The sequence below is a fragment of the Shewanella surugensis genome, assembly GCF_023284005.1.
Lineage (GTDB): Bacteria > Pseudomonadota > Gammaproteobacteria > Enterobacterales > Shewanellaceae > Shewanella > Shewanella surugensis.
In genome coordinates this window covers 35,670-54,153 of the sequence record NZ_JAKIKS010000027.1, presented here as the reverse complement: position 1 = coordinate 54,153, position 18,484 = coordinate 35,670, and the positions used below count along the sequence as shown (strand labels likewise).

19 protein-coding genes are annotated in these 18,484 nt (G+C 40.7%); 11 read left to right on the top strand and 8 right to left on the bottom strand.

Annotated elements, in window-relative coordinates; all coding sequences use genetic code 11:
• Positions 1–126: 126 nt before the first annotated feature.
• Together L2764_RS09155 and L2764_RS09150 are read left to right on the top strand one after the other, a co-directional pair.
• Complete coding sequence (locus L2764_RS09155; protein ID WP_248939918.1) at positions 127–432, top strand: T3SS effector SopD family protein; 306 nt, start codon at positions 127–129, stop codon at positions 430–432.
• Positions 433–518: 86 nt separating this feature from the next.
• Positions 519–1,004 (top strand): hypothetical protein, encoded by a 486-nt coding sequence (locus L2764_RS09150; RefSeq protein WP_248939917.1) that lies wholly within the window; start codon positions 519–521, stop codon positions 1,002–1,004.
• Positions 1,005–1,143: 139 nt separating this feature from the next.
• Here L2764_RS09150 and L2764_RS09145 read toward each other — a convergent pair whose 3' ends face one another.
• The 3 genes from L2764_RS09145 to L2764_RS09135 form a co-directional block, all read right to left on the bottom strand.
• The gene (locus L2764_RS09145; RefSeq protein ID WP_248939916.1) at positions 1,144–1,422 is read right to left on the bottom strand and encodes a putative periplasmic lipoprotein; all 279 of its coding nucleotides are present in this window, start codon (positions 1,420–1,422) and stop codon (positions 1,144–1,146) included.
• An 84-nt stretch (positions 1,423–1,506) separates the two neighbouring features.
• Complete coding sequence (locus L2764_RS09140) at positions 1,507–2,613, bottom strand: phosphotransferase enzyme family protein (protein ID WP_248939915.1); 1,107 nt, start codon at positions 2,611–2,613, stop codon at positions 1,507–1,509.
• Between the two features lie 296 nt (positions 2,614–2,909).
• A complete protein-coding gene (locus L2764_RS09135) occupies positions 2,910–4,256 on the bottom strand; it encodes a DUF805 domain-containing protein (RefSeq protein ID WP_248939914.1) in 1,347 nt (448 codons plus the stop codon).
• 376 nt (positions 4,257–4,632) lie between these two features.
• Between L2764_RS09135 and gmk the strand changes: the two genes are divergently transcribed.
• The 5 genes from gmk (at position 4,633) to trmH (ending at position 8,938) form a co-directional block, all read left to right on the top strand.
• Positions 4,633–5,256 carry a guanylate kinase gene (gene gmk / locus L2764_RS09130; RefSeq protein ID WP_248939913.1) on the top strand — a complete coding sequence of 208 codons (624 nt, stop codon included), beginning with the start codon at positions 4,633–4,635 and terminating at the stop codon, positions 5,254–5,256.
• A gap of 62 nt (positions 5,257–5,318) precedes the next feature.
• Positions 5,319–5,603, top strand: a complete 285-nt coding sequence (gene rpoZ, locus L2764_RS09125; protein WP_248939912.1) for a DNA-directed RNA polymerase subunit omega — start codon at positions 5,319–5,321, stop codon at positions 5,601–5,603.
• 13 nt (positions 5,604–5,616) lie between these two features.
• Complete coding sequence (gene spoT / locus L2764_RS09120) at positions 5,617–7,722, top strand: bifunctional GTP diphosphokinase/guanosine-3',5'-bis pyrophosphate 3'-pyrophosphohydrolase (RefSeq protein WP_248939911.1); 2,106 nt, start codon at positions 5,617–5,619, stop codon at positions 7,720–7,722.
• A 21-nt stretch (positions 7,723–7,743) separates the two neighbouring features.
• The gene (ridA, locus tag L2764_RS09115; RefSeq protein ID WP_248939910.1) at positions 7,744–8,127 is read left to right on the top strand and encodes a deaminase RidA; all 384 of its coding nucleotides are present in this window, start codon (positions 7,744–7,746) and stop codon (positions 8,125–8,127) included.
• Positions 8,128–8,245: 118 nt separating this feature from the next.
• The gene (gene trmH, locus L2764_RS09110; protein ID WP_248939909.1) at positions 8,246–8,938 is read left to right on the top strand and encodes a tRNA (guanosine(18)-2'-O)-methyltransferase TrmH; all 693 of its coding nucleotides are present in this window, start codon (positions 8,246–8,248) and stop codon (positions 8,936–8,938) included.
• Between the two features lie 81 nt (positions 8,939–9,019).
• On the opposite strand, the gene L2764_RS09105 is transcribed toward trmH, so the two are convergent.
• Positions 9,020–9,361, bottom strand: coding sequence for a hypothetical protein (locus L2764_RS09105; protein WP_248939908.1), 342 nt, complete (start codon positions 9,359–9,361; stop codon positions 9,020–9,022).
• Between the two features lie 299 nt (positions 9,362–9,660).
• Here L2764_RS09105 and L2764_RS09100 point away from each other — a divergent pair, with 299 nt between their 5' ends.
• The gene (locus L2764_RS09100) at positions 9,661–10,002 is read left to right on the top strand and encodes a hypothetical protein (RefSeq protein WP_248939907.1); all 342 of its coding nucleotides are present in this window, start codon (positions 9,661–9,663) and stop codon (positions 10,000–10,002) included.
• An 82-nt stretch (positions 10,003–10,084) separates the two neighbouring features.
• Here the strand turns inward: L2764_RS09100 and L2764_RS09095 are convergent, their stop codons facing one another.
• On the bottom strand, positions 10,085–10,546 hold the full coding sequence (locus tag L2764_RS09095; RefSeq protein ID WP_248939906.1) for a hemerythrin domain-containing protein: 462 nt from the start codon (positions 10,544–10,546) through the stop codon (positions 10,085–10,087).
• Between the two features lie 572 nt (positions 10,547–11,118).
• Between L2764_RS09095 and uvrA the strand changes: the two genes are divergently transcribed.
• Positions 11,119–13,962: an excinuclease ABC subunit UvrA gene (gene uvrA, locus L2764_RS09090; RefSeq protein WP_248939905.1), complete on the top strand. Its 2,844-nt coding sequence runs from the start codon at positions 11,119–11,121 to the stop codon at positions 13,960–13,962.
• Positions 13,963–14,056: 94 nt separating this feature from the next.
• On the opposite strand, the gene L2764_RS09085 is transcribed toward uvrA, so the two are convergent.
• The 3 genes from L2764_RS09085 to L2764_RS09075 are packed head-to-tail and all read right to left on the bottom strand — an operon-like array spanning position 14,057 to position 17,027.
• Complete coding sequence (locus L2764_RS09085) at positions 14,057–15,106, bottom strand: FUSC family protein (RefSeq protein WP_248939904.1); 1,050 nt, start codon at positions 15,104–15,106, stop codon at positions 14,057–14,059.
• Positions 15,099–16,190: a hypothetical protein gene (locus L2764_RS09080; protein WP_248939903.1), complete on the bottom strand. Its 1,092-nt coding sequence runs from the start codon at positions 16,188–16,190 to the stop codon at positions 15,099–15,101. Before L2764_RS09080 ends, L2764_RS09085 begins: the two co-directional genes overlap by 8 nt.
• A gap of 51 nt (positions 16,191–16,241) precedes the next feature.
• On the bottom strand, positions 16,242–17,027 hold the full coding sequence (locus tag L2764_RS09075; protein ID WP_248939902.1) for an alpha/beta fold hydrolase: 786 nt from the start codon (positions 17,025–17,027) through the stop codon (positions 16,242–16,244).
• Positions 17,028–17,211: 184 nt separating this feature from the next.
• Between L2764_RS09075 and L2764_RS09070 the strand changes: the two genes are divergently transcribed.
• Positions 17,212–18,066 carry an MBL fold metallo-hydrolase gene (locus L2764_RS09070; protein WP_248939901.1) on the top strand — a complete coding sequence of 285 codons (855 nt, stop codon included), beginning with the start codon at positions 17,212–17,214 and terminating at the stop codon, positions 18,064–18,066.
• Positions 18,066–18,482, top strand: a complete 417-nt coding sequence (locus L2764_RS09065) for a YeeE/YedE family protein (RefSeq protein ID WP_248939900.1) — start codon at positions 18,066–18,068, stop codon at positions 18,480–18,482. The genes L2764_RS09070 and L2764_RS09065 overlap by 1 nt, the downstream gene beginning before the upstream one ends.
• Positions 18,483–18,484 lie beyond the last annotated feature (2 nt).

Below are 18,484 nucleotides of genomic sequence, written 5' to 3'. Positions count from 1 at the left end.
ACCCACTCTTCATGAGAACGCTTAGTCATATTAACTCCTGATATCATAGTCAGGGGTTAACATAAGGGATCGATGAACACGGTTGAAGATGTACTTGCTCGGACGGTTACACTAAGATGAAAAGTTATGGCCCTAGATTTCAATACTGGACGCTTTTCTGATTATAAATTGAGCATCAGCGATAGCCGATTAGACAAAATTCAAAATGCTGTGAGTGAAAAAGATGCTACTCATATGGGTATTTTCGATAAATTGAAAGATATGATTTTAGGTACCCATAAAGCAGAGGCTCTCACAGCACTATATGAATTAACCCATAATCCAAAAGATACATTGGATACCTCCAGCGCAATCAGTAAAATGAAAAGTTTTACGACATTAAAAAACAGCTTATCTGATACATATAAAGCCAACCTTTCAGCTCGAATTTAGATGGCTCTCACAGTTTTAATTTCAATCTCATGAATAAAGACAACCATTCAATTTTGAAGAACACTTTCCGATTTGGTGAGCCAAATATGGAATTAGCAACAATACGTCAATTACCGCTGAACAATGACGTCGATTTTCTTGATAAAAAATCAGTTGCAGAACACGGATTAGACCAAACACTTAAATCTGTATCTTATCAACCAAAACAACCCTGTATAGTCTCTCGAAATCAAAACGATGTTGAAATGCAAGGTGTTGTTCCTTTTAATCAAACTCGATTAAATCTTCATTTACTTGAAAAAGAGACATTAGTTAAAATGTCTGATGATCCTGTTTTAGCCCAAAAATGGGTTGCCGAACAAATGAAAATTGCTGCACATATAACCACTTTAACGACAAGTTTGCAGGAAGTATTATTCACTGATTTTCCCGCAGAAGGAGATATAGATGGTCACTGGACAACTGAAGCAAACCATCATCTACAAAATATATTGAAAGGAGTCACCCAATGCGCGACTCAAGAATTTAATCGCGAAGTAAACAACAATGGATCATTGCGAAACTATGCATGAATATGCAAACTGTTTATACACAAAATAACTGGTTGTTGGTTTAAGAGATTAAACTTTACCCAACGTTCCAGCTCAATAGTTTGTGAATATAACATACGGTATCGGTAAAACAGATTGTAGATTAAAAGCATTAAATCCATCATTCAGTTGGCTTTTCAAAGCAGACGATCCCCTGAGGGGTATCGCTATTTAGCGTGACATCATCCACCTCATAGATCTTCGTCCAGTCTTGATACTGCTTAAGATCCGCTTCGATTTTGGCTTTATCTTGGGTGGTAAAATCAATACAGGCCATTTGCATAAAGTCGGCATCAGAGCCAAGATGTTGACTCGCTTCACTTGGCTCTGATTCTGATGGATCAGCAGCACAACCTGCTAGCAACAGTGCACCCATGGCTAATATTAATAAATGTTTCACAATCACGTCTCTATTCTCTACTATTATCTACGTTCTACTTTATGAGGCTTGAAAGATTATAATTTTATTATTAAAAACATAGTTTTAATAAATGTACGCCACTAAATCCGCCTCTTGCTCCAGTAAACGTTGATATAAGGTAAACTGGTTCGCGGCTCGAACCAAATTGTGTCCGGGATACTGGATTTTAAAATAATGATCGCCTGCAAGGTGGTCGATTAAAAAACGGACCCCAAGCATAAAGCACATTAGCCTAGCTCCCAGCCATAGACTTTGCTTTTCGGCCAAGCTTATCACATCCCCTAATTCAGACAGGTAACCTTTACAAATTGCAGCAAATATCGTTTCACGTACACCCAGTTGTTCCAATTTATGTGAGTCTTCTTCTACTGTGGAACAAAAAGTCCTTACCATATCGCCAAAATCATACAACAAATAACCCGACATACAGGTATCAAGATCAATCACAGCCATGGCTGTCATATCGTGCATTTTAAAAAGTAAATTATTGATTTTAGTGTCATTATGGCAAATTCGCCGTGGTAACAATGAAAGCGTATGATTCACTTCCTCGATAAAATTAGTTTGATTTACAGCAAAATCAACCCAATGTTGACAGCCCTCGAGCCTTTGCCGTGGATCCTCTTTTACCGTCTGGGTTAACGATTTTATCCGCTGCGATAAATCATGGAAATCAGGAATAACATCCTGCATTTTATCTGGCTCAATAGCCATAAGATGACGGCTGAAGTGAGCAAAAGCACGCGCCGCAGTCTCTGCTTGTGCAGAGGTGTCTACCTGTTCGATACAATGACTACTTTCAAGGTACTCCATTCCTCGCCATACGCCCTGCTCGCCCAGATCTAACATAGATTGATGCTTATTTGTCATCAAAGGCCGAGGGATCGCTAATTGATATCTTGTTAAAGGATCTTGCTTGTCTAAATGGCTGCCCATTAAACATTGATAAACTCGATGCAGGTTATCCATCAAACTTTTAGGGCAAGAAAATACGTGGGTATTAATCCGTTGTAAAACCATCGCCCCTTGAGGCCATTGCACCAAAAAGGTTTGATTAATATGACCCTTCCCCAAAGGAGAAAGCTGTAGGCTATCGCCCAACTCTAGCCAGTTGAGATCAAAATGAACAAGCACATGCTGTTTAATAAAATCCGTTAATCTCGCATCCATCTTACCAATCATCCTCCAATAAAATCCCGCTCTGTGTCCACAGAATAAATCTTAACGATCAATAATCATCAACACAAAGTTCTTCAAAAGCGTGCTTGCCTAACACGGCGAAACTGCCTTTAATAAGCTGAATGTCTTACATTCACCCTTGAGCGTCACATAAACTCACACTCTCAACCAATATTATAAGTAATCACCGAAAACAGGGTTCCCGCCTAACACGGCTAAACTGCCTTTTAAGCTGAATGTCTTCATCCACCATTGAGCGTCACAAAGACTCACTCTCTCAACCAGTATTATAAGTAATCACCGAAAACAGGGTTCTTGCCCAACACGGCTAAACTGCCTTTTAAGCTGAATTTATACCCACAAAGACTCACACTGCCTCGCTTAGCAACATCCGTAATAATACCCGCATTATCTAAGGGAGAAAAACGGGCTTCGATTGCGGTATCAGCAAGTACCGCAACACTTAAAGGACGATATTTAGCCCCATTATTAAAGGTCAATACCGAGCAGCTCTGGTCCCCCTTGGCAGACGCCAGTGACCATAACGTCTGTGGAGCTTGGGTTTCTCCTAACCAACGCATAATAAGAATCGAATCTTCAAAAACCAAACTAAAACCATCGGGTAATTTAGCTTCATGTCGCACAATCGGTTGCTCAGGTAGCACCGTTGCCGTGGACGGCGCAATGTTATCTGAATGGCCAGTAAACTGAAAAATGACGAGCAAGACAAAGGTGATAACACCGATCCCCCCTCCAATTAAGACTTTCCGATCCCTATGCTGAACTCGCTGCTTTATTAGCTTAACGGCCTTTATGCTGATCTTCATCATTTTATCGATGACTACAGTCAGCGTTTTGGCCATTGACCCATCAGCACTAAAGCGTTTATTACCCGCTTGAAAGGCAGTCTTGTCAGACTCTTTTTCTTGAGTACTGATATAAGATTCTCTTATATGCGGCTCTCTTGCATGCAGCACTTGTAAAACGGACTCATGCTCTCTAGTTGACGCCGCTAATGCTTCACCGCTCTCTAAATCACTGTCTTTAGAGGAAACGGCAACGTGTTCATCTAATCGTTTATCGTTCGCAGTTATGGACGTTTCTGTTTCAGCAACACTTTCAGAGGTTAACTCACTTTGTATAACCTCCTCTGTCTGAGCACTGCTGTGAAGATCAGCAGAGAGCGTGGGTTCAACTCTTGTTTTGCCGTTATTATTTTGACTCAATCCGCTATTCCCTCTTTGCATTTTTATTTCTGGACCATTATAGCCTTGAAGATACACGCGCTTCCTATCTGCTTTCAATGAAGAAAAATATACTGCAATACAAACTGCTAACATAACAAAAATAAGCAATAACACTTCATTGCTAATATTGACCAAAGTCGCAATAACACCAACAAAAGGTAATAAAGATAACCAGCTCCATTGACCGGGGTGATCAGCATCACGTAAACGTCGACGATTAGAAAACAATAAAATGGGGGCCAGCAACAGGCCAACAAAATACAACCATGCTGTAGGACCCAATAAAAAACTGATTAGCAGCACGATAAAATAGATGACACCCGTGATCACAGCGCTTCTTAAACCATTATCACAACCTTTCACACACCAAAGAGAGATAAACTGCATAATGTTCTTCACTCACTCTAAAAAATAGGTTTTTTAATTATTATACTCAAGCCACCTAAAAATGAGGATTGAGTATAGACACGATAAAAATCGGTTCCGTTGGAATTAGCCTAGCGAATTAAACAAAGAAAGTCAGGGATGATTGTTCTTTTTAACAGAAAATATATCTCGTTTAATTGAAGTTTTATGATCTGTTCTCCTCTTTGGATCTTCTCGCTACCCCGATAACATTTTTAAGACAATTTCCATTCAAAATATTCCCGTGACTTAAACAGCAAAAAACACCTAAATCGAGTTGTATTTTAAATAGCATCCAAGGATCACTCATATTATACTGCTCCGATCATCTTCAGATTTTCATTATCAGGTACCCCCAATGACTGCTCACGGAAATTTATTTATCGTATCAGCCCCCAGTGGCGCAGGTAAATCCTCACTCATTTCGGCTTTACTCGAAAATCAACCTGCAGACATGCAAGTCTCGGTTTCACACACGACACGACAACCACGTCAAGGTGAAGTTGATGCTCAGCATTATCATTTTGTCACACCTGATACGTTTAAATCTCTCATCAAAGAAAAGGCTTTCTTCGAATGGGCCGAAGTTTTTGGTAATTTTTATGGCACCTCGCGGATCGTCATCGAAAAAACCTTAAGTCAAGGTATTGATGTTTTTTTGGATATCGACTGGCAAGGTGCGCAGCAAGTTAAAAAAATCATGCCTGAAGCCATTGGCGTTTTCATTTTACCGCCGTCAAAAGCCGAACTTGAACGCCGCTTAACAGGACGTGGGCAAGACAGTACTAAAGTCATTAACAGTCGCATGGCCCAAGCGGTTTCAGAAATGTCACATTACCATGAATATGATTATGTCATTATTAATGACAATTTTATTACCGCACAACAAGATTTATTAGCCATTATTCACAGTCAAAGACTCACCGCGACTAGCCAAATTCATGCGCATGATGGTATGCTTAAAGATCTGTTGGCAGAGTAGCCAGCATAGTGTACAATTTTGCGTCATATTTTTCGTTCGATAACACATTGGAGTTTCATTACATGGCTCGCGTAACTGTAGAAGACGCCGTAGAACAAATCGGCAACCGTTTTGACATGATCCTAGTTGCAGCGCGTCGTGCTCGCCAAATCGCTGTTCAGGGTAAAGACCCTATGGTTGATGAAGAGAACGATAAGCCAACTGTTATCGCTTTGCGTGAAATCGAATTAGGTTTAGTCACAGCAGATACATTAGATGCTGCTGAACGTCAAACCGTTCGTGAACGTGAAGCTGCTGAAATTGCTGCTGTTGCAGCAATTGCTGAAGGTCGTAGCCATATATTATAGGGAGTAGCGCCACTTGTATCTGTTTGAAGGTCTTAGGGAGTCTGCTTCAGCTTATTTAGAGCGAGAGCAGCTAGAATTACTCATAAAGGCCTACAAGGTAGCACATGCTGCCCATGAAGGTCAGATGCGCACTAGTGGCGAACCTTATATTACCCATCCCGTTGCGGTTGCCCGTATACTGGCTGAAATGCGTCTCGATCATGAGACGCTGATGGCTGCTTTACTTCATGATACTATTGAAGATACCCCTGTCACTCGAGAAGAACTCTCCGAATTGTTTGGCGATGCTGTCGCTGAATTAGTCGAAGGCGTATCTAAACTCGATAAGCTTAAATTTCGCGATAAGAAAGAAGCTCAAGCAGAAAACTTTCGTAAAATGATGATGGCCATGACGCAAGATATTCGTGTCATACTCATCAAACTGGCTGATCGAACCCACAACATGCGGACCTTAGGGGCACTACGTCCCGACAAACGCCGTCGTATCGCCCGTGAAACGCTCGAAATTTATGCGCCTATCGCCAATCGTCTCGGTATTCACAATATTAAGACAGAACTGGAAGATTTAGGCTTTCAAGCCTATTACCCCATGCGTCACCGCGTATTAAGAGAAGTGGTGAAAGCCGCAAGGGGAAATCGTAATGAGCTCATTGCCAGTATTGAAGGCGCTATCGGTACGCGTCTAGAAGATACCCAACTGATCGGAACGGTCAAAGGACGAGAAAAAAACCTTTATTCCATTTATAACAAAATGAAAAGCAAAGAACTTCAATTTCAAGAAGTCATGGATATTTATGCTTTTCGGATTATTGTTGATACCATTGATACTTGTTATCGCGTTATGGGCGCTATGCATGGTTTATACAAACCTCGCCCCGGCCGCTTTAAAGACTACATCGCCATCCCGAAAGCCAATGGCTATCAATCATTGCACACCTCCCTTTTTGGCCCATTAGGCGTTCCTGTTGAAGTACAGATCCGTACTGAAGATATGGATCAAATGGCAGATAAAGGGGTGGCCGCTCACTGGTTATATAAGAAAGGTAGCTCGCAAGAACAAGGCACAACGACTCAATTACGCGCCCGAAAATGGATGCAGAGTCTATTAGAACTTCAGCAAAGTGCCAGTACCTCTTTTGAATTTGTTGAAAATGTTAAAACCGAATTATTCCCAGAAGAAATTTATGTCTTCACGCCAGAAGGCCGTATTTTGGAGCTGCCTGTCGGTGCTACTGCGGTTGATTTTGCCTATGAAGTACATACCGATGTGGGCAATACTTGCGTCGGCGCAAAAGTGAATCGTCAAGCTTATCCACTCAGCCAGCCATTAATTTCAGGTCAAACCGTGGAAATTATTACCGCGAAAGGTGTCAGACCCAATGCGGCTTGGCTCAACTTTGTGGTGACGGGTAAAGCACGGGCGAAAATACGTCATCTTCTAAAAAACCTAAAAGCAGATGATGCGATTATACTGGGTAAACGTTTACTCAACCATGCACTGGGTGAACACCGTCTCGATTGCATTCCTCAAGAACAGATCGATCAGGTACTGACCGATACTAAACATGGGTCTTTAGATGAGTTACTCGCCGATATCGGCTTAGGCAATGCCATGAGCATCGTCATTGCCCAACGTCTTATAGGCGCACATATTGACGATGCAAAAGATAAAGATGCTCACACCATGTCTATTCGTGGCGCTGAAGGCATGTTGGTCACCTTTGCCAATTGTTGCCGCCCAATTCCTGGGGATGCCGTCATCGCCCATGTCAGCCCAGGCAAAGGTTTAGTCATTCATATGGAAAGTTGCGCCAACATCCGTGGCTACCAAGATGAACCTAATAAATATATTGCAGTCGAATGGGATACAGGTGATGGCGAAGAGTATCAAGCCAACCTGCGTATTGAGATTGTTAACCATCAAGGTGCATTAGCTAAAATCACCTCGATTGTGGCTGCTGAAGGGTCTAATATCCATAGCCTCAGCACAGAAGAACGTGATGGCCGCGTCTTTTTAATTAATTTACGTGTATCGGTCAAAGATCGTATTCATTTAGCCAATGTAATGCGCCGGATCCGAGTGCTTCCGGAAGTCTTGCGCACATCCCGAAATCGATAGTCAACCTGTAGAGAGAACGTCATGGCAGAAAAAAACATTATAGCAACTGATAAAGCTCCTCAAGCAATTGGCACTTATTCTCAAGCCGTGAAAGTGGGCAGTACTGTATATTTATCTGGACAGATCCCATTGGTTCCTGACACCATGCAAATGGTCAGTGAAGAGTTTGCACTTCAAGTCGTGCAAGTTTTCGAAAACCTAACCGCAGTATGTCAAGCTGCTGGCGGCCAGCTTAGTGATATTGTTAAATTGAATATCTTTTTAACCGATCTAAGTCATTTTTCCACCGTTAATGAAATCATGGGACAATATTTTGATCAGCCCTACCCTGCTCGTGCTGCGATTGGTGTAAAGCAACTCCCTAAGGATTCACTGGTTGAAATGGATGGAATAATGGAAATTTAATTCCCATTCATTTTACGACTGTTCCATCACGATGATAATGCAATTAAAAGTCATCACCATTAAGAGCGCATTGGCGCTCTTTTTGTAGCCACACTTTCACCACAAGAATACAAAGCTCATGAGTCCAGAACGCTTCTCTCGCATTAATACCATGTTAAACAACCGCCAACCTGATCTCACCGTATGCCTTGATAAAGTGCATAAATGTAATAATATCGCCGCTGTTATTCGCACCGCCGATGCAATCGGTATTCACGAAATTCATGCGGTTTGGCCTGATCTCGACATGCGCGTCTCGGGCAATACCGCCTCGGGTAGCCAGCAATGGGTTAAAACGGTTAAACACCATCATATTAATGATGCTGTCAGCGCTTTTCGCCATAAAGACATGCAAATATTAGCCACTAACTTTTCAGACTCTGCGATTGATTTTCGCGAAATTGATTACACTAAACCAACGGTAGTGTTATTAGGTAACGAGCGTGACGGCGTTAGCCCTGAAGGTATCGCAAGCGCCGATCAACATATCATTATCCCCATGCAAGGCATGGTACAATCACTCAATGTTTCTGTGGCCGCAGCACTGATCATGTATGAAGCCCAACGTCAAAGGCAAGCCGCAAACATGTATGGCGAGTGCAAGCTCGATCACTATTATTGCCAAACTAAGTTATTTGAGCAAGGCCATCCTATTTACGCAAAAGCGTGCAAACGCAAAAAACTGCCCTATCCAGCCATTGATAATACAGGCCAAATTTTAGCTGATGATGCTTGGTGGCAAGCCATGCGTGCGCCGATTGCTAAAGCGTAAACATTGAAATAATAAACCAAACAAAGTAAAAGTAACATAGACAACAATAGTTTGAAACTATATCACTATCACATTTCTAAACTAAAGTACCCCAATATATTCAGGTGTGGGGCTTGAGCCATAAGTCGGTAATGTGGCACAGTTGCCTTCACCCGCATAATAGAAAATGGCTTGCCCCTTCTCTTTTTTTATCGATTGCAGCATGCTGGTCCACATGGCACAAGTGGCTATTGAGACGCCTCCTTTTTCCTCTTTGAGATTACAAATACTCGTATAATCACCGCGACCTGAATGCAGCACATTTACCATACCTGTCTTGTAAATTAATATTCTTTCTAATGCTACGACACAGTTAAAAGAGGCAAAAGTAGACGCGCTAAAGAGAGCGCAAAAAACCAATATTGCGGTGTTCATTTTTATCATAATTAAGATTAATCCATTACATTTCGACATTAAATATAGAGAGTCAACAACTCAAAGTATTACCATTATATCAATACGATACATAATTACAACTGATACGACACTATTAGCACCCTCCTATGAGGACCATCTATTCGCAACATAGATGAGTGCAATCGCCGCTTAATAAAAACTGCCTTGAACAATTAGATATGGAATAAACTTACCAAGTTAATAATTTTGATTATCAAAAAAGTGCAATATTGACTTAAATATAGCTATGCTTAACGGAGGAATTGTATTATTAAAAGGAATGAATTATGACTAGTCGATCATCAACCCTCGTTATTAGTAGTCTGTTTGTTAGCGCTTTTTTCATCATGGCTTTCATCATTAGCTTCTTATTTTTCAATCACGCCATAGCAGAGCCCTCAAATGAACAAATGCCGCCCTTAGCAAAAATGAGTTTAGAGTTGGATGTCACACCTAATCACCTACTGATGTGTATGGAAGAAGGTAAGCCCGCCTCACTTGGCGCTAAGCCAGACAAAGCCGCTATGCTCACTTGCTTGCAAAATGCCAATCCGGCCATCACCAGCGATAAACTGGATGAAGTAATGAAGAAAAACATGCCTGCTCCGGGTAGTCAGCCTGAGCAATAAGCTTATTGCTAAATAAGCTCTATAGCCTCTCTACATTGTGGATAGGTTTTCACAAGATTAAAAAATCAGTGACTCAAAGCGATTAGCTTTGCCACTGATTTTTAATTTCTTGCCAATCGAGATCCGATAAATACTTATCTGCCATGGGAAAGAAAATATTTTCTTCACCATCAATATGATCATAATATTTAAGAATATAATCATCGATAATCGCGGAAATTTCTTTATGACTTAACTCAGAATCCACCAGCAACTTAAGATGATCGGCAATACGATCAAAACCGTTATGATCATTTTCTAAATCCTGTATTCGAGGATGTAAAGGGATCTCTCTCGCAACTAACTGCTTGCGAATTAATTCTTCATTTTGATGATGCTGTCGTTCTTCATCTGAATGTAAAACAGATAATAAATGAAATACAGCCTGACTATCGACTAAAGGTGATGTTGCCTGTTTCAAATGATTTAACAAAACACTAAGCTCATCGATCACCTTAGATGCATCATGATGATAGTCATACAATTCTTTTAATAAGGCATGCATATTCAATCCTTAAAGCAGACCATAAAACAGCCATTACAATAGTAAATTTAAGCATTTATGAATAAACTTTAATCTATAACTTGACTAAAATCTGTGCTTACCGTCACTTTATAGCACAAAAAACTTATCTCAGAAAAAATCGAAGCCCCCATCCAGAGTTCATATCCGATTAAGATTAAAATGGGTCATTTTTTCTCTCACCTCCCCAACGCGAGCGCTCAAGCATCGATCAATATATGCAATATGGGAAGCGGACCCATTTTACAAATTATCATTGGTCCACTTTTATTCTCATTAAATCATCAGCAAAACATTGATCAAGCCACCGTTTCGCAATGACAATATGCCCTCTATGTCATGCCAATACTCATCTTGCTATCCAGCTTGAACTAGCTATGCTTAGTTAAATTCCTGCTAAAAGACCCGCTATTGTGCGGATTGGTATAAGAACCCAAACCAATTAAAGGTACAGGATCCAGCGGGTTTGGGGATATACCTAATGTTAGCGTTTTGCGCTCACCCATGACTATGGCATAATCAGTCTCTTTTTTACGGCGGAGCCAGAGAGATAGATGGACAATATTGAAGTACGTGGGGCTCGCACTCACAATCTCAAAAACATCAACCTGACCATACCACGAAACAAACTCATTGTTATAACGGGACTTTCAGGATCAGGAAAATCATCTCTGGCATTTGATACCCTCTATGCTGAGGGTCAAAGGCGATATGTAGAATCCCTATCGGCTTATGCACGCCAATTTTTAAGCCTCATGGAAAAACCTGATGTCGATCATATTGAAGGGTTAAGTCCGGCTATTTCTATTGAGCAAAAATCAACCTCACATAATCCACGATCTACCGTCGGCACGATTACTGAAATTTATGATTACCTTAGGTTATTATTTGCCCGAGTAGGGGAACCACGCTGCCCCACTCATGGATCACCTTTGGCTGCACAAACCGTAAGCCAAATTGTTGATAAAATACTCACATTGCCCCAAGGCAGTCGTCAGATGTTATTGGCTCCTGTGGTCAATAACCGTAAAGGCGAGCATGTAAAATTACTCGATAGCCTAGCCGCTCAAGGCTATATTCGTGCGCGTATTGACGGTGAGGTATGTGATTTATCCGATCCGCCCCCCCTTGATTTACATATTAAACACACCATTGAAGTGGTCGTCGATCGCTTTAAGGTACGCGATGATATTCAGCAACGACTGGCGGAGTCAATTGAAACCACATTAGAATTATCGAGTGGCCTAGCGGTTGTCACCAGTATGGATCCTGCTGAAGGTAATACCCCAAACGAAGAGCATGTGTTTTCGGCAAATTTCGCCTGCCCCACCTGTGGTTATTCGATGACCGAACTCGAACCTAGGGTGTTTTCTTTTAATAATCCTGCCGGCGCTTGCCAAACCTGTGACGGTTTAGGCGTACAACAATTTTTTGATCCCGATCGCGTTATCACTAACAGTGAATTATCTTTAGCGGGCGGAGCTATTCGGGGCTGGGATAGACGTAATTTCTATTATTTTCAAATGCTCACTTCATTAGCACTACATTATCAATTTGATATTGAAAAGCCTTTTGAGCAACTCGAAAAAGATACTCAAAAAATCATACTTTATGGATCGGGTAAACAAAGCATCGCCTTCAGGTACATCAATGATAGAGGCGATGTGGTCGTCCGTAACCACCCCTTTGAGGGGATCCTCAATAATATGGATAGACGTTATCGGGAAACAGAGTCAAATTCTGTTCGCGATGAACTCAACAAATTCATTAATACTCAAGCCTGCCAAAGCTGTGATGGTTCCCGTTTACGTGAAGAAGCACGTAATGTCTTTATTGAAGATTTAAACTTACCCAAGCTGAGTAAATGGTCCATTGGTGAAGCCATGGATTATTTCAGTCAACTCCAACTCCAAGGCCAACGCGCTCAAATTGCCGATAAAATCTTAAAAGAAGTGCGCGATCGCTTGGGCTTTCTGGTGAATGTTGGTCTGAATTACCTAAGCCTTTCGCGATCAGCCGAAACCTTATCAGGTGGTGAAGCACAAAGAATACGGCTCGCAAGCCAAATTGGCGCCGGACTCGTCGGGGTCATGTATGTCCTCGATGAACCCTCTATAGGCTTACATCAGCGAGATAATGAGCGATTATTAAAAACCTTGCTGCATTTACGCGACTTAGGTAATACCGTCATTGTGGTTGAGCATGATGAAGATGCCATCCGTATGGCCGATCATGTTATTGATATTGGTCCTGGCGCAGGCGTACATGGCGGAGAAGTCATCAGTGAAGGTAAGTTAACCGATATACTGAATTGTGAGAAATCCGTCACGGGCCAATATTTGTCAGGTGTAAAAACGATCCACATCGATTCAGACAGGATCCCCTACAACCCTGAAAAACTGATTGAGCTTTTTGGGGCAACTGGCAACAACCTTAAAAATGTCGATCTCGCGATCCCCGTTGGACTCTTTACCTGCATTACCGGCGTATCTGGCTCAGGTAAATCCACCTTAATTAATGACACTTTTTACAAAGTTGCTCATATTCAATTAAACGGTGCCACGGTTGATGAGCCCGCGCCTTATAAGCAAATTACCGGCATGGATCATTGCGATAAAGTCGTCGATATTGATCAAAGCCCCATTGGCCGAACACCTCGTTCAAACCCAGCCACTTATACTGGTATTTTCACCCCCATTCGCGAAATTTTCGCCGCCACACAAGAATCGAGAACCCGAGGTTATCAACCCGGTCGTTTTTCTTTCAATGTTAAAGGTGGCCGCTGCGAAGCTTGCCAAGGTGATGGCTTAATTAAAGTGGAAATGCATTTCTTGCCCGATGTGTATGTCCCTTGTGATACCTGTAAAGGTAAACGCTATAACCGCGAAACCTTAGATGTGCAATTTAAGGGAAAGAATATTCACGAAGTACTGCAGATGACTGTCGAAGAAGCCCGCCCTTTCTTTGATGCTATTCCCGCTGTTGCGCGTAAATTGCAAACCTTGATGGATGTCGGCTTATCCTATATTCGACTAGGACAAAGTGCGACCACCCTATCAGGTGGTGAAGCACAACGAGTCAAACTGGCTAAAGAATTGTCTAAACGCGATACGGGTAAAACCTTATACATTCTTGATGAACCCACCACGGGCTTACACTTTGCCGATATTCAAATGTTATTGGATGTATTACATCGTTTGAAATCTCACGGTAATACCATCGTGGTGATTGAGCATAATCTCGATGTCATTAAAACGGCAGATTGGATTATCGATTTGGGCCCTGAAGGCGGTGATGGTGGTGGTACTATTTTAGCGTGCGGCACACCAGAAGCCGTGGCTGAACACGAAACGTCACATACTGCTCGCTTCTTAAAACCTTTATTAAATAAAACGTAAATCTGCTACCGATCAAACGGTTTAGCTGCTCTGCTAAACCGTCTATCCCTAAGCAACCTGAAACTCACATTTTCAAGTTGTTTGGGTATATCATTTACGTCTTTGCTACGTTAATTAAATCTAAAATTAATTGATTTACCTTACGTAAGTAGTAAATCAAACTATAAAAACGCTCAACTTCAGCATAATCAGGAAAAGGGTTATCTTTATTTAGCTGAGCAATTTTCTGTCTAATTTTTAACCTAATCGCATCTAAAGAATGAATATCATTATTTTGTTTAGCTATCGATCCCCCCTGCATCAAATCATGTAAAAGCTGAGTATTCTCTTTTATCACTTGCTGAAACTGTGCTAATTCCGTTTCAAATTCAGCGCATAAGTAACTCGGCTCTTTTTCTAGTAAGGTTAAAATATTAGTTAAATAATGAAACAGTAAATCAAACCCAAATTGATAGCCTTGTAGCTGCTGGCGCTTGCTTCTAGAAAAAGTCAATTCGAACTCAGAAAAGGATTGTTTATTTTTTAACACTTCCCAGCTGGGATACAACTTATGATGCCAATCCATTAGTTGACACATATATTGGGGGTTTGGAGAGGCCACAGAGTAAAAAATATTATCGATGAAGCCATCAAGCTGATCCAGCATGGTTAAGTAATGTGCTTGTACATCCACATGACTTCGATTAGGAAAAATGAGTCCTGACACCACGACAGCAACCAATGCACCGATTAACGTTTCATAAGCCCTAACCAATAATAAAGATAAATTCCAATAAGTTAATAAAGAAAAAAGAAAAACAACAAAAAGAGTAATAAAAAAACTGGCCCAAGCATAAGAGCGAGGCAAAAAATAAACAATTAAGCCAATACTAATAAAGAGCAAAGTAGCCAGTAACACTTGGGATTCTTCTGGCAATACTGGCTGTAAATATAGCACTATTCCCGTGCCAATCAGTCCACCCACTAAGGTCATACTCACCCGCTCTTTGGCTTTTTTAATGCTTTCACCAAAGGTACTGGATACTAATAAAATCGCAGTCAGTGTTGCCCAAATCCCTCGCTCTAATGAAAAAGCATCTGCAATGGATAAAGTCACTATCACTGCAATAGAGGCTTGAATGGCTTGGCGAGTCGCATTATGCATTATCACTCTCCCATATTGCCAACGTCTCTATGAGTCTTTTAATACTGAGCGAAAAATTAAAAATATGAATAGATTCTGGTTTAGTGAGATCAATATCGAAGGGATAACTACTGAAGTAAGCATACTCACGTTTAAAATGTTGTATATGAACCAGCGTTACCTGCATATGGCTGATTTTAGATAGCGCTAATACCAAGAGTAACTCTTTTGCTACACGAAGCATATCCTCTTGAGCTTGTCTATTCAGCTCCTCGCTTTCTATCAACTGCTGACAACTTTCAAACAGCATTCCAAATGTCTTAGTCATACGGTAATGAAAATCATAAAACGTCTCTACTTGCGGATCTTTATCTAAGAACAAGTATTCATTCACTAATCTTGAATTATCCTTCCTCAACTGCAACGCCATTTTCATATACCTTTGATGACAGACTTTGAATGCACTGACTGCTGCCCTCCTTGATAAAACGTTTTCAGATACGTTTGGATTTTCTGTTTTAATTGGAAAAGCGATAAAAGCAGTGATCACCTCACTCGAGAGCTTAAATAACAACTGCATATTGGTATTTAATTGCTTACGATCATCGATAGGAACGATCATAAAAGTAAAAAAAATAACAATACCAGTGGCAAGTAAAATCCCCAGCCACAAACTCAATACGGGAGGACGAGGTAAAAGTTGCACCACAATGTACAACATAAGAACGAACAAGGGAGGCATAAAAAACCGACCACCGAAACGCCTTAAATAAAAAGCTATAAAAACAAGCACAACAAATAAACTGTTATTTAACCATGGCATTTGATAGAATTGTAAGGCTAAACCACTGCTTATCATCATGCCTAAAGCAGAGAAAACGATAGTCATGCCTTGCTGTTTACCGTCTCGCCCAAAACGTAATAGAGATAAAAATCCTGCCACAAAAGTACCCAATACTTGAGCCTTCTCATTGTATTCACCAAGCACTATCCAAGTAAATATTATGATGATTAATGTTTTAACAGATTGAATCAGGGCGTTTTGTCTTTGAGACCACCAGCAAAGTATTGCTGGCTTCATATTTTCACTCAAAAAATTAGTCAAAAAACATACCTTTTTATCATATTAATACCCAATCCACTGTAGAGGTCAGTTCTAAGTAGTTTGGCTATTTGAATGTAAATAATCCACAATCACAGGGTTCACTAATTCCGACCGAACAAGCGGTGCCATATGACCTGCATCGATTTCCACTTTTCTGACATGACGTAGATTTGTCTCAATGACATTCACCACATCTTTTGCTGCAGTTCGACTCTGCTTTCCCGTCATTAATAACACATTTGCCGATATACTTACTGAATAATCTAGAAGCGTTTTCGTTTCATTAATAATGGCATCAAAATCCATAGCAACCTTATCTATCATCGCCATTAACCTTTTTTGTATACGCTGAGGCAAAGCATCAAAATATCCCTCCCCATTCCAATAATTGGTAAATATTGATGCCGCTGTATACGCAGGAACATTATCCATATTAACTGCAAGTTCAGAAACTTGCTTTCGGCTCGGAGCCTCTTCAACTAATAAATGAAAAGCAACGGGTTCAAAAACACATAACGCTTTGACTTGCTCTTTAAACTCATCAGCAAAGCGAAGTGCAACCGCACCACCAAAAGAATGACCGACGACATAATAAGGGCCGAATAATTGATTATTATTTAATAATGCCGCAATACGTTCAACCTCACATTTCAAGGTGTAGGGGTAATCAATGTCCGCATTGAGCATGCTCCCATAACCTTGTAAGTCAACATTAGCACACGTAAAATTTGGCGATAATTGCTTCACTAAACCTTTCCACTGTTCTTTTGAACTCAGTGAGCTATGTAACAAAACAACAACGGGCCCAGTACCCAAAATGTCTATTTCCGTAAACATTATCATTCCTTACATAAAATAAGCTAAAGTTCAATGAGCTACATCCTATATTTCTTACGACATGATCACTAGATAAAAAATTATTGAGTTAATCTCAATCAAATTAAATCAAAAAACACATTGCATATTGTATATTGTATGTTGCGAATGTACGATGCAAAGTGTGCAATCAGGAAACATCACAATGTCATCTATCATTATTCATGCATTCTTTCACCAAGAGTCTTATACAATAAGCTATATAATACATGATAAACAATCACTTGAAGCTATTATTATCGACAGTGCTTTAGACTTCGATTTACAATCAAGAGCAATACAAACTCGGTTTGCAGATAAGCAAATTGATTACATTCAACAATATAGTCTATCTGTAAAATGGATAGCTGAAACCCATATCCATGCCGATCATTTAACCGCTGCTCAATATATTAAAAATCAATTAGGTGGTGAAATAATTATTGGTCGAGGGATTATCAACACCCAAGCACAATTCAATCAACAATTCCCTCTCCATAAGCATTCACTCGCTATAGAGCACCAATTTGATCGACTGCTTCAAAATAATGATCAACTCACTATCGGACAAACAGAAATCACTGTGCTGGCAACGCCTGGGCACACTCAGGACAGCATGACTTACCTCATAGAGAATAATGCCTTTATTGGCGATACCCTTTTCATGCCAGACAGTGGTTCAGCCCGTTGTGATTTTCAAGGCGGTTGCGCCAAAACATTATTCACCAGCATACAACGTCTTTATTCTCTGCCGGACCAAACCACATTATGGATATGCCACGATTACCAACCCAATAATCGGCCGCTAGGTTACCAAACAAGTGTACAAGAAAGTAAAATGACCAACATCCATATCCAACAAAAAACCTTAAAAGATGATTTTATACAATTACGAAAAACAAGAGATAATAACTTAATGCCCCCTAAACTGTTATACCTAGCTTTGCCCTTTAATATTCAATCTGGTGTATGGCCTATTGATCACAATACTTTCTCACCCCTCCCTTTTAAGGGGGCATAATGGAACAATTAACCTTGATGAATTCAGTTATTGGCGGGCTTATCCTTGCCGCTTCAGCCCTCACTTTACTTTTTTTTACTGGAAGAATAACAGGGGTATCAGGCATTTTACATGGCCTATGGCAAACAACTTTTTCTATCGAGTATTGGCGTATTACCTTTATTCTTGGGCTCATTATTAGTCCATTTTTTTCAGCCATAATCGGCTTTAATCTACCTGATCAGATTGATATGAGCTGGAGTGCCATTTCAGCCGGTGGGTTACTCGTCGGTCTAGGCACTCGAGTAGGTTCAGGCTGTACCAGTGGTCACGGGATCTGTGGTATTGGCCGTTTATCTCTCCGCTCGATTGTCGCCACCAGCATGTTTATAACGACGGCTATGATCACCGTTTTGCTTTTAAAATTTGTGAGTTAATT